Source organism: Helicobacter mustelae, assembly GCF_900476215.1.
Taxonomy (GTDB): Bacteria; Campylobacterota; Campylobacteria; order Campylobacterales; family Helicobacteraceae; genus Helicobacter_H; species Helicobacter_H mustelae.
Map to the genome: position 1 here is coordinate 1,512,110 of NZ_LS483446.1, position 11,843 is coordinate 1,523,952.

General features: G+C 44.1%; 11 protein-coding genes. 9 read left to right on the forward strand and 2 right to left on the reverse strand.

Annotated elements, in window-relative coordinates; translation table 11 throughout:
* Positions 1–136 precede the first annotated feature (136 nt).
* The 9 genes from DQN48_RS07275 (at position 137) to DQN48_RS07315 (ending at position 9,476) form a co-directional block, all read left to right on the forward strand.
* The gene (locus tag DQN48_RS07275; protein ID WP_013023705.1) at positions 137–682 is read left to right on the forward strand and encodes a class I SAM-dependent methyltransferase; all 546 of its coding nucleotides are present in this window, start codon (positions 137–139) and stop codon (positions 680–682) included.
* Positions 676–2,034, forward strand: a complete 1,359-nt coding sequence (locus DQN48_RS07280; RefSeq protein WP_013023706.1) for an MATE family efflux transporter — start codon at positions 676–678, stop codon at positions 2,032–2,034. Before DQN48_RS07275 ends, DQN48_RS07280 begins: the two co-directional genes overlap by 7 nt.
* Before the next feature lie 142 nt (positions 2,035–2,176).
* Positions 2,177–2,944: a fumarate reductase cytochrome b subunit gene (locus DQN48_RS07285; RefSeq protein ID WP_013023707.1), complete on the forward strand. Its 768-nt coding sequence runs from the start codon at positions 2,177–2,179 to the stop codon at positions 2,942–2,944.
* A complete protein-coding gene (locus tag DQN48_RS07290; protein ID WP_013023708.1) occupies positions 2,941–4,914 on the forward strand; it encodes a fumarate reductase flavoprotein subunit in 1,974 nt (657 codons plus the stop codon). Before DQN48_RS07285 ends, DQN48_RS07290 begins: the two co-directional genes overlap by 4 nt.
* Positions 4,911–5,657, forward strand: a complete 747-nt coding sequence (locus DQN48_RS07295; RefSeq protein WP_013023709.1) for a fumarate reductase iron-sulfur subunit — start codon at positions 4,911–4,913, stop codon at positions 5,655–5,657. Before DQN48_RS07290 ends, DQN48_RS07295 begins: the two co-directional genes overlap by 4 nt.
* A gap of 573 nt (positions 5,658–6,230) precedes the next feature.
* A complete protein-coding gene (locus DQN48_RS07300) occupies positions 6,231–7,238 on the forward strand; it encodes a methionine ABC transporter ATP-binding protein (RefSeq protein WP_013023710.1) in 1,008 nt (335 codons plus the stop codon).
* Positions 7,232–7,873 (forward strand): methionine ABC transporter permease, encoded by a 642-nt coding sequence (locus tag DQN48_RS07305; protein ID WP_013023711.1) that lies wholly within the window; start codon positions 7,232–7,234, stop codon positions 7,871–7,873. Before DQN48_RS07300 ends, DQN48_RS07305 begins: the two co-directional genes overlap by 7 nt.
* Positions 7,874–7,883: 10 nt before the next feature.
* Entirely contained in the window at positions 7,884–8,663 is a 780-nt protein-coding gene (locus tag DQN48_RS07310; protein WP_013023712.1) for a MetQ/NlpA family ABC transporter substrate-binding protein, read from the forward strand.
* A gap of 21 nt (positions 8,664–8,684) precedes the next feature.
* Entirely contained in the window at positions 8,685–9,476 is a 792-nt protein-coding gene (locus tag DQN48_RS07315; RefSeq protein ID WP_013023713.1) for a MetQ/NlpA family ABC transporter substrate-binding protein, read from the forward strand.
* Between the two features lie 163 nt (positions 9,477–9,639).
* Here DQN48_RS07315 and DQN48_RS07320 read toward each other — a convergent pair whose 3' ends face one another.
* Positions 9,640–10,125, reverse strand: a complete 486-nt coding sequence (locus DQN48_RS07320; protein ID WP_041913414.1) for a GNAT family N-acetyltransferase — start codon at positions 10,123–10,125, stop codon at positions 9,640–9,642.
* 344 nt (positions 10,126–10,469) lie between these two features.
* Entirely contained in the window at positions 10,470–11,843 is a 1,374-nt protein-coding gene (locus DQN48_RS07325; protein ID WP_013023715.1) for a phosphomannomutase/phosphoglucomutase, read from the reverse strand.

Sequence of the window (11,843 nt, forward strand, 5' to 3'; positions counted from 1 at the left end):
AGGAGGGCTTTGGCTAGGAATAAATCTGAGTACATAAAATTGTGGATTTAAAGCGATGGGGAATCTTTGGCAGGGTGGTATTTCTTGAAAAAATGCCGCAATTATGAAATAATTCCCCATCAATTTTGAGGGCAAAATGCTAGCAGATAAAATCCGTTGGGAAGAGCGCTACAAAAGCTCTAAAATGCCCACACAGCCAAGCTCCATCCTTGTAGAATTTTTGCCAAAGCTGCCCAAGGGAAGGGTTTTAGACATTGCCTGTGGGAATGGCAGAAACCTGCATCTTTTAGCAGAAAATGGATTTTTTTGCGAAGGAATTGACATCTCCCAAACCGCACTACAAGGCCTGCATCATCAAAATATCCGCACCCATTGCCTGGATCTAGACTCCTATGCATTGAAGCAGAATTATTATTCTGTAATCTTGAATTTTTATTTTTTAGACCGCGCGATCTTGGCCCAAATCCCCCTAGCACTCCAAAAAGGAGGCATGATGCTGCTAGAGACATTCATAGAAGATGAGACATTGCAAAATAGCATCTCGCCCCACAAAATCCTAAAACAAGGAGAAATGGAGGCGAATTTTGAGGGATTTAGAATCTTGCACAATGTCCAAAAAACCATCCCGCATAAGAATGGCCAAGATGCAAAAATCCTAACATTTGTAGCACAGAAATGCTAGGAGAAAAGCCCCTGCACCTCAATCCTGCGCTAAAACATCGCCTCAAAAAAATCATTGCCCTAGCCCTGCCCTCTGGCATCAATTCTTTTCTGGATATTTTCAACATCGCCATTGTCCTCTATTTCATCAGCGATTTTGGAGACTTGGAGGTGTTGGCAGTGGGGATTTCTCTGAATTATCTCATTTTATTTTTTGCCATTCATGCCATCTTTTATGTGGGCACCAATGCACAGATCTCACGCTACTTTGGAGCCAAGGAATATGACAAAATCCGTGCAGTATTTTTGAGTGTATGCACAGGTGGACTGCTCATCGCCATGCCCATGATTTATGTGGGCAGGATTGGGGCAGGGATCTTTTTGGATTGGATGGGGATGGGGCAGGAAGTGAGCAAGATGGCGCTAGACTACACCAATATCATCATTTACGCCCTGCCCTCCATCATGCTAAAAAACATCATCATCTCTTCACTCGCTGGCATTGGCAACACTTACCTCCCGCTTTTCATCCGTCTTTTCAACACAATATTGGGTTTTTTTCTCAACTACATCTGCATCTTTGGGATGGAGGGTCTGGGCATTGAGGGTAGAGGGATGCTGGGAGCGGGCATTGCAAACCTCATCATTGCATATTTTGAGATTTTAATTTTTTTCATCGTGCTTTATTTTCGCACCCATTTTCTAGACTGCCTAACACTCCAAAAAAAATATTTTTTCAAAGCCCTGCGCATTGGCATCCCCTCAGGGATTGAGCGATTTTTGACCATTTTTTCCATCATCCTCACAGGCAAGCTCATCGCAAATTATGGAGACTTGGTGTTAGCGGGCTCACAGATTGGGGCGCGAATTGAAGCCTTTTCCTTCATGCCGGGATTTGGATTCATGATCGCAGCCATGGTGCTAATGGGGCAGAATTTGGGGGCCAACAAAGCAAAACTCGCAGGCCTTTATATCCGCACGATCCTGGGATTTTCTAGCATCGTTATGGGGATTTCTGGGATCCTCTTGGTGTATTTCTCTAGAGATTTTTCCAAAATCTTCTCTGCTAATGAAGTGGTGCTACAAAATGCTGTGTATTATCTCTTTGCTGTGGGACTTTCACAAATCCCCATGATCTGCTGCTTTGTCTTTGATGGAGCGCTGCGTGGAGCAGGGATCACAAAAATCACGCTAGCTATCAACACCATCAGCATTTGGGTGGGTAGGATTTTACCCATGAGTCTGGTAGTGTGGCTGGGAGGGGATATTTTGTGGATTTTTGCCATCATTTTCACAGAGACCTATATCCGTGCCATCATCTTTTATCTGGTATTTCGCACAGGAATCTGGCGCAGAGCCGGTAGCGAAATCTAGCGTGGGCCTAGGGGGGGGTTTTCATTGTAGATTAGGGAACAAAACCCAAGGATTTTAGCGGAATTTTCAAGGTTTTATCATCTTTTTTTGAAAACATGTCTATAATACAGACCGTAAAATCAAATCACAAGGAGACTGCACTATGCAAGACAATAAAATCATAGAGGGTTATCTTGGCATAACTCAAGAAAGGAAGCACAGTCGCTTGCCCGCTAAACTGGATTATTTGCAAAGCGCGACGGGATTGTTTTTGGGCATTTTCATGATCGCGCATATGTTTTTTGTTTCAAGCATTCTTTTGGGACAAGAAGCGATGTATAAGGTTACCAAATTCTTTGAAGGTAGTATGTTTTTTTCAGAGAATCAGCCCATGCTTGTAAGCATTGTAGCAGTAATCGTAATTATTGCATTTGTAACTCACGCATTCTTAGCATTACGAAAATTTCCCATCAATTACCGTCAATTCAAAATACTAAGGACACATAAGCATCTCATGAAGCACAGCGACACGAGTCTGTGGTTTGTGCAAGCAGGCACTGGCTTTGCGTTATTTTTCCTCGCGAGTGTGCATCTCTTTGTCGTTCTCACCCAGCCAGATACCATCGGCCCCAATACTTCTGCCTATCGCTTTGTGCATCAACATTTTTGGATTCTTTATATCGTATTGCTCTTTGCTGTAGAACTCCATGGATCCATTGGGCTTTATCGTCTTTGCATTAAATGGGGTTGGTTTGAAAAACTTGGATTAAAAAACCTACGCGCCATCAAATGGGTAATGAGCGTGTTTTTTATCGTGCTTGGGCTTTTGAGCTTTGCTGCGTATGTCAAAATCGGATTACATCAAGAAAAAAAGTCGATTGAGTATTACAAAATGGTTGATGATCAAATGTATGGAAAGGAGAGTAAATGAAGATTGCATATTGTGATGCACTAATTGTTGGGGGTGGACTCGCAGGGCTTAGAGCCTCTATAGCTGCAAGAAGAAAGGGGTTAAACACCGTTGTATTGAGCCTAGTGCCTGTTCGCAGAAGTCACTCTGCTGCTGCACAGGGTGGCATGCAAGCAAGTCTTGGCAATGGAAAAATGAGCCAAGGAGATAATGAAGATCTGCATTTCATGGACACAGTCAAGGGGAGTGATTGGGGTTGTGATCAAAAGGTCGCGCGTATGTTTGTCACCACTGCGCCAAAGGCCATTCGCGAGCTTGCAAGCTTTGGAGTGCCTTGGACAAGAATCAAAGCTGGGGATAGGGATGCTGTCATCAATGGAGAGCATGTGACCATCACAGAGGAAAAGGAACGCGAGGGCTATATCCAAAGCAGGGATTTTGGTGGGACAAAAAAATGGAGGACCTGCTTTACTGCTGATGCAACAGGGCATACGATGCTCTATGCAGTGGCCAATGAAGCCTATAAGCATGGAGTAGACATCCAGGATCGCAAAGAAGTGCTTGCGCTGATTCATGAAAATAATCACTGCTATGGTGCAGTGGTGCGCAATCTTATTAGCGGGGAGATTTCTGCCTATGTTTCTAAGGGCACACTACTTGCTACAGGAGGCTATGGCAGAATCTATGCCAACACCACAAATGCCGTGATTTGCGAGGGAATTGGGATTGCCGTGGCACTAGAGACTGGGATTGCCAAGCTTGGGAATATGGAAGCGGTGCAGTTTCACCCTACCTGTCTTGTGCCAAGTGGTATTTTGATGACAGAGGGCTGTCGAGGTGATGGCGGTGTGCTCAGAGACAAAGATGGCTATCGCTTCATGCCTGATTATGAACCCGAAAAAAAAGAGCTTGCCAGCCGCGATGTAGTAAGCCGAAGAATCTTAGAGCATATCAAAAGCGGCAAGGGTGTGGACTCTCCCTATGGTAAGCACGTATGGCTAGATATTGCCATCCTTGGGCGTGCGCATATCGAAAAAAATCTGCGGGATGTCCAAGACATCGCCAAAACTTTTGCAGGGCTAGATCCTGCAGAGAAATGGGTTCCCATCCGCCCAATGCAGCACTATTCTATGGGAGGCGTGCGCACCAATCACAAAGGAGAGACTCACCTCAAGGGACTCTTTTGTGCGGGCGAGGCAAGCTGCTGGGATCTACATGGATTCAATCGCTTGGGAGGAAACTCTGTGAGCGAGGCAGCGGTGGCTGGGATGATCATCGGGGGATATTTTGCACAGCATTGCGAAAGCGCAGAGCTCAATGTCTCCACACAGACGATTCAAAATTTCATCACAAAGCAAGAAAACTATCTCCAATCCCTCATCAACAACAATGGTGACCAAGATGTCTATGCCATCAAAAACAAAATGAAAGAAATCATGGATGATAAAGTTGGCGTATTTAGAAATGGCAAGGAATTGGCAGAGGCAGTGGAAGAACTCGAGGAACTCTACAAAAAAAGCAAGCACATCCATGTAAAAAACAAAAAACTCCACAGCAATCCAGAGCTAGAGGATACTTATCGTGTCCCCAAAATGCTAAAACTTGCACTCTGTGTGGCCAAAGGAGCGCTAGAGCGCACAGAATCCAGAGGCGCACATACTCGAATCGACTTCCCCAAAAGAGATGATGCCAACTGGCTCAAAAGAACACTGGCCTCTTGGAGTAATCCAGAGCAAACAACACCCACCATCGAATATGAAGACCTAGATGTCATGAGCATGGAGATCACTCCTGATTGGAGGGGATATGGTGCCAAGGGCAATTTCATCCCCCATCCTGACAAAGAAAAGCGCGATGCAGAGATTGCTGCAATCACCAAAGAAAATGAAGAAAAAGGCGGCGATCGCTACACCCTGCAAGAAGCATTGATGCCCTTTGAACTGCACCCAGAATACAAAGTAAAAAATAAAAGACTAGGAGACAAATCATGAGCAGCCCACAAACAGAAGGAAGAATCATCACCATTAGAGTTTTGAAGTTTGATCCACAAAGCGCGGTTTCCAAGCCACATTTCAAAGAATACCAGCTCCAAGAAGCGCATTCCATGACCATTTTCATTGCCCTTGGCATGATTCGAGAGAAATTTGATCCTGATTTGAGTTTTGATTTTGTGTGTCGTGCGGGGATTTGCGGAAGCTGTGGGATGATGATCAATGGACGTCCACGCCTAGCATGCAAAACCCTTACCCAAGATTTTCCCGATGGCGTGATCACCCTCATGCCACTCCCTGCCTTTAAGCTCATTAAAGATTTGAGCGTGAATACAGGGGAGTGGTTTGCAGGAATGACAAAAAAAGTAGAGAGCTGGATTCACAGCAATACCACCATCGACATCAGCAAGGTCGAAGAAAAAATCGACCCAGATGTCGCACAAGAGGTGTTTGAGCTAGATCGCTGTATTGAGTGTGGTTGCTGCATCGCAAGCTGTGCAACCAAGCTCATGCGCGAGGATTTCGTGGGTGCTGCGGGGATGAATCGAATCGTACGCTTCATGATCGATCCTCATGATAAGAGAAGTGATGAAGACTTCTATGAACTCGTGGGCAATGATGATGGGGTATTTGGCTGCATGAGTCTCATCGCCTGCCATGATACTTGCCCCAAAGATCTACCACTGCAGAGTAAAATCGCCTACCTGCGAAGAAAAATGATCCAAGTGGGAATGAAGGGATGATTTAGGGGGGATTTGATTTTGTGATTTTGCGCCTTTTGGGCGCCTTTTTGAATTTTTGAATTTTTGAATTTTTGAATTTTTGAATTTTTGAATTTTTGCCGCCCCGGCGCTGCCTTTGGTTTTTATTGCCTCTTAGTCCCATCTTGTTCTTTGTTTTTGAGCATGAACATTACTAGCGTTGCTCATGAGCCCTAGATAGCATTCCCAGATCACTTTCAGCGTCTTTGCTTGTCTTTGCTACTTGATTGCCCTTAGCCTTGAGTTTTTGCCTTTGGTTTTTCTTGTCACTTCTGTTTTTTGTTTTTTATCGCCTTGTTATTGAAATTTTCCTCGTCATGGAGATTTTTTGCTGATTTGAGTTTTTACTACTTGCACTCAAAATCTCTGCTAATCCATCCAACCCAAGCCGCCAAAGCCAAAAACTTTCTAGACAAAAAAATCACTCAGATGCAAAAAATATAAAAACACATATTGTGTTTACTTTATTTTAATAGAATCCCTATAATTTATGGGCTTGCTGGTGGCAAACACAAACCAGCCTAGCCCTCTTGCATTCACAATGAGGAGAGCAAATTGATAAGACTAAGAAATATTCAAAAAATCTATCCCAATGGTTTTTGTGCGATCAAAAACCTTAATCTTGAGATTCACAAAGGCGATATTTTTGGGATTATTGGCTATTCTGGAGCGGGAAAATCCACACTAATCCGCCTCATCAATCGATTAGAGGAGCCCACAAGTGGCGAGGTGCTAATTGATGGGGTGAACATCCTTGGCCTCAATGCCAAGGCCTTGCAAAAAGAGCGCCAGAAAATCGGAATGATTTTCCAGCATTTTAATCTACTCTCCTCCATGAATGTCTATCATAATGTGGCATTTGCACTCAAGATCGCCAAGTGGCAGGACAAGGACATCCATGCGCGCGTGCTAGAACTCCTAGAGCTCGTGGGACTCTCTGATAAAAAGGACTTCTACCCCAGTCAACTCAGCGGTGGACAAAAGCAGCGTGTGGCTATTGCAAGAGCCCTTGCCAATCATCCAAAGATTTTGCTATGCGATGAAGCCACTAGCGCGCTAGACACCAAGACCACCCAGTCCATTTTGCAATTGCTCAAAGACATCCACAATAAACTAAAAATTACCATTATTTTAATCACCCACCAAATCGAAGTGGTCCGCAGCATCTGCAACAAGGTCTGCGTAATTGATAGGGGAGACATCATCGAGCAAGGAGACATAGGCAGGGTCCTCACCCATCCCACCCACGCCATCACTCACGAACTCATTGCTTCTATGCCACACAAGAGCGATGCGGATCTCTACAAACACATCCCAGAATCCAGCAATCTCTACGAATTGATCTTCGTGGGCAGACAAAAGGATATACCCATCATTTCAGACACTATCACAAAGCATCAAGTTTGCATCAACATCCATTTTGCGGATTTTGACTACCTCAATGATGAGGCATTTGGCAGGATGATCGTGGGGATAGAGGGGGCAAATTCAAAAGATGCCATTGCCTATATCCAATCTCATAACATCGAAATCAAAACTTTTTATAAGGAGGAGAAATGCTAGGAACATTATTGCAAAGCACGCTTGATACTCTCATCATGGTGTTTTTTTCTTCATTTTTTGCAGTCATTTTTGGATTACCGCTGGGGATTTTTTTGTTTATCACGCAAAGGGACTCCCTTTTGCCCATGCCAAAAACCAACAAGGTCTTAGGGACGATCGTCAATGTTGTGCGCTCCTTTCCCTTCATCATTCTCATTGTGTTGCTATTGCCGCTATCACGCCTTCTCATCGGCACGAGCATCGGAGTGGGTGCTGCAATCATCTCTCTTTCTACAGCAGCCATCCCATTTATTGCCAGGATGTTTGAGGGAGCATTAGGAGAGATTAACAAAGGCTTAATTGAGGCAGCCATCAGCATGGGGGCGAATAAATTTACCATTGTCAAGATGATTTTACTAGAAACGCTTCCTTCTTTGATTCATGTTTTTGTTATTGCAGTAATTTCTATTATTGGCTATTCTGCAATGGCGGGAGCAGTTGGCGCAGGAGGCCTGGGAGATCTAGCCATCCGCATCGGCTACCAGTCCAATCAACCTGATGTCATGCTCTATACCGTACTTGTGATCATTGCGATGGTGCAAATCATACAGAGCATTGGAGATTTTATCACCAAGCGACTCAGAAAATACAGATGAGGAGAAAAAAATGAAAGTATTTAAGTTCTTTTTGTTGCTAGTAGCGCTTACCTTTGCAGCCTGCAACAACAACCAAGCACCAAAAAACATCCTAAGAGTCGGAGCTACGCCTGTGCCGCATGCAGAGGTTTTGGAATTCATCAAACCCCAGCTTGCAAGGAAGGGGATCTCATTAGAGGTCGTGGTATTTAATGACTACATCACTCCCAACACCGCACTCAATGACAAATCCATTGATGCCAATCTCTTCCAGCACCTGCCATTTTTGCAAAAACAAATCGCTGATAGAAAATATGATCTCGTCGCCTCTGGACCAATCTTGCTCGTCCCACTGGGCATCTATAGCAACAAAATCCATAACCTTGATGAGCTAGGGCAAAATGATGTGGTGAGCATCCCCAATGATCCCAGCAATCTGGCACGTGCATTAATCTTGCTAGATAGCCTCCATATCATCAAACTCATAGATCCTAACAATCTCAATGCCACAGAGCAAGACATCATAGAAAATCCCAAAAAGCTAAAGCTCGTTCCCCTAGAGGCCCCTATGCTAGCCCAATCACTCAAAGATGTAGTCATCAGCATCGTGCCAGGGAATTTTTCCCTGCAAGCAAAATTACAAGATCCGCTCGCTCAGGAATCCAGAGACAATCCCTATCCCAATGTGGTCGCAACAAGGAGGGACAATCAAAATGATCCCAAGATTAAAGCGCTGCTTGAAGCCCTGCACAGCAAGGAGACTAGAGATCACATCCAGTCATACTACAAAGGCGCTGTTTTAGTTTATTAAATCTTACCAAAGGAGTCTATTATGAAATCTTTTTACAAAATTCTTTTTACTGTTTTTAGCATTGCTTTTTTGCTAGGTTGCAAGAACTCTGATAAAGAGCATGTCATCATCATCGGTGCCTCTCCTGTGCCGCATGCACAGATTTTAGAGCATGTCAAACCAGAGCTAAAAAAGCTCGGATATGACTTGCAGATTCGCTCCTACACAGATTATGTCACCCCAAATGAAGCGCTGCTAGATGGATCGCTGGATGCGAATTTTTTCCAACATGTTCCCTTTCTTGAAGCATTTAACAAATCACGCAAAAGCGATCTGCAGAGTGCTGGAAAGGTGCATATTGAGCCGCTTTCTATTTATTCTGCACAGATTAAAAATCTCGATGAGCTCAAAGAAAATGATGCCATCCTCATCCCCAATGATCCCAGCAATCTGGCACGTGCATTAATCTTGCTAGATAGCCTCAATGTGATTAAACTCAAAGATCCCAGCAATCTCAATACCACAGAGCAAGACATCATAGAAAATCCCAAAAATCTAAAGATCGTGCCCCTAGAAGCCGCGCTGCTAGCAGACAATCTCCATGACAAAAAAGCTAGAGCGATTGTGATCAATGGGAATTATGCCCTGCAAAAAGGTCTCAAAGATCCTATCGCACAGGAAGGAGAGAAGTCTCCCTACGCCAATGTGATCGCCACACAAAAGAAGAATGTCAACAGTCCAAAGATCCAGGCACTCCTCAAGGCACTGCATAGCAAAGATACAAGAGATTTTATCTTGAAACAATACAAGGGCGAAGTCATCCCTGTATTCTAAACCCGCGGAGCTCTTTTGAGGAGCTCCAAAAATCCAAACATTCAAAAACCCCTCATGCAAAATCTCAAACCTCCTCCTGCTTGCAGCAAAACACAGACCCCCTAAAACCATAGAAAGGTCACAAAACAAAATCCCGCCTCCCACGCGCACAAATCCCACGCAATCAAGACAAGATTTTTTCCATGAAAATCGTGGGAAATACTAAAGTCTCCTGACCCAAGCTCACGATGCAATCCTCCTCTCTCAAGCGCAAAAAGCCTAGTTTTTCATAGAGTTTGCATGCCTTGATTTGAGTTTTGCTCACATGAAGAGAGATCTTTGCATAGCCCTTGGAAAGTGCGTATTGCTCCACAACCCCATAGAGCCTTTTGCCAAGTCCTAGGCCTTGATAGGGGGCGGCTATGTGGAATTTGCAAAGCTGTGCTTGCATTTTGTCAATGTGAGCAAGCCCGCAGATCCCTATCAGCTTCCCATCATCACTCACCTCCCAAAATTCCCCGCCATTTTTGCGCAGCTCATGGACAAAATCACAAATGCTAGGCAGGAGATCCAATCGCTGGATGAATCCCAAAGGATTGTCTGCGATGCGCTTGGCATAAAAGTCTTGTAATTGAGCAAGGGATTGAAGGGAGAATGTTTGGATGGTCATGGTTTTCCTAGATTTGGGGATATCGGGGGGATTATAAAAAAATAAGGAAAATAGGAAAAAAATTAAAAAAGTAAGCAATAAAAATCCCCCGCTTTTTGGGCGGGGGCAAAACATAAGGAAGACAATGTAAAAACTAAACTTTATTACTTTAGATGACTACAAATGCTATGCTTTTTGTAGCACGACGGAATTATAACAACTCTTAGCTTAAATTAATATAAAAAATAATAATGATTATTATAAAATATTCTTTGGCTTAGAAATGCACCCAAAAACACGGGAAAATTCTCGCTGCCAAATTCAACCTAGCCCCCTACTGCCAACTTCAAGCCAAAAGCTTAAAACTAAGATTCCAAGAGCTTGAGCAATGCCTTTTTGTATTCCATCGCCAGGGCTTCATTTTCGGCTTCAAATCTTGTGACAAGCACGGGTGTAGTATTGCTCGCTCGCACCAATCCCCAACCCTTTTCAAAGACCACCCGCACCCCATCAATAGCAATAATCTCTACGATTTTAGGAAATCCTAGGGGTGGATTTTTTAGCCTTTGGTGCAAGGAGGCGATTTTTTCAAATTTCTCCTCCTCTGTGGTGGGAATTTTTTCCTCTGGAGTGGCATAGACCTTGGGTAATTGCGCAATAACATCCTCCAGCTCTTTGGGAGACTTTTTGGCAAATAGCTCTAGTGCCCTTAGCCCCGCATAAGTGGCATCATCATAGCCATAATAACGATCATGAAAGAAAATATGCCCGCTCATCTCCACGGCCAAATCCGCGCCCAATTCCTTGAGCTTGACCTTTAGATTGCTATGGCCAGTTTTGTACATGAGACCCTTGCCAAATGCATTGATGGCATCATACATCACTTGAGAGCATTTCACCTCGCCGATAATGAGGGGATTTGGCTTATTTTGTGCGATTTGTTTGGCAAACAAAATGCCCAATTCATCGCCCTTGAAATGATGATTTTGCGTCAGTAGCGCAATCCTATCCCCATCCCCATCAAAGGCAAGACCAATGGGCAAATCCTGAGTGCGCATCAAATCCTTGAGATCTTTTAGGTTTTTTTCTTCACTGGGGTCAGGATGATGATTGGGAAAAGTTCCATCAGGATTGGCATAGAGGCTTTGATGATGGATGCCTAGATTTTCCAAAATCCTCTCCATTCCCAAGCCCGCTACGCCATTGCCATAATCTAGCGCGATTGCATAGGGGAAATTTTCAAGACTTTGAAAATGCGTGCTCAAAAATGCCACATATTGGCTCAGCGCATCCACACAAACCCTATCCCTACTCCTAGGAATGGCAACAAGATTGCTTGATTCTATCTCTTGGCGCAGGCTTTGGATTTGGCTTCCATAAAAGGGCTTACGATCAATGGTAATCTTGAAGCCATTGTACTCTGGTGGGTTGTGAGAGCCTGTAATCATAATGGAGCTTGTAGCACAAATCCCATCAATCTCATGATAGGTGCAAAAATATGCCACAGGTGTGGGGACCATGCCAATCTCTACTACATCCACCCCGCCATGCTCAAGCCCTGCACCCAGCCACTCCAAAAGTTCCTGGCTATGCACGCGCGCATCAAAACCTACAAAAACAATTCTTTGTCCCTGGGAGAGGATTCTCTGCCCCACAAAAACCCCAATGGCAAAAACGTGATTCCTTGTCAAATCTTTTCCAAAGATGCCCCGAATGTCATATTCTCGAAAAATACTCAT

Excerpts from the sequence above, each read along its gene's own strand:
- DQN48_RS07325 (WP_013023715.1), bottom strand. The coding sequence starts at position 11,843 with ATGAGTATTTTTCGAGAATATGACATTCGGGGCATCTTTGGAAAAGAT.
- DQN48_RS07320 (WP_041913414.1), bottom strand. The coding sequence starts at position 10,125 with ATGACCATCCAAACATTCTCCCTTCAATCCCTTGCTCAATTACAAGAC.
- DQN48_RS07285 (WP_013023707.1), top strand. The coding sequence starts at position 2,177 with ATGCAAGACAATAAAATCATAGAGGGTTATCTTGGCATAACTCAAGAA.
- DQN48_RS07295 (WP_013023709.1), top strand. The coding sequence starts at position 4,911 with ATGAGCAGCCCACAAACAGAAGGAAGAATCATCACCATTAGAGTTTTG.
- DQN48_RS07275 (WP_013023705.1), top strand. The coding sequence starts at position 137 with ATGCTAGCAGATAAAATCCGTTGGGAAGAGCGCTACAAAAGCTCTAAA.
- DQN48_RS07305 (WP_013023711.1), top strand. The coding sequence starts at position 7,232 with ATGCTAGGAACATTATTGCAAAGCACGCTTGATACTCTCATCATGGTG.
- DQN48_RS07310 (WP_013023712.1), top strand. The coding sequence starts at position 7,884 with ATGAAAGTATTTAAGTTCTTTTTGTTGCTAGTAGCGCTTACCTTTGCA.
- DQN48_RS07290 (WP_013023708.1), top strand. The coding sequence starts at position 2,941 with ATGAAGATTGCATATTGTGATGCACTAATTGTTGGGGGTGGACTCGCA.
- DQN48_RS07280 (WP_013023706.1), top strand. The coding sequence starts at position 676 with ATGCTAGGAGAAAAGCCCCTGCACCTCAATCCTGCGCTAAAACATCGC.
- DQN48_RS07315 (WP_013023713.1), top strand. The coding sequence starts at position 8,685 with ATGAAATCTTTTTACAAAATTCTTTTTACTGTTTTTAGCATTGCTTTT.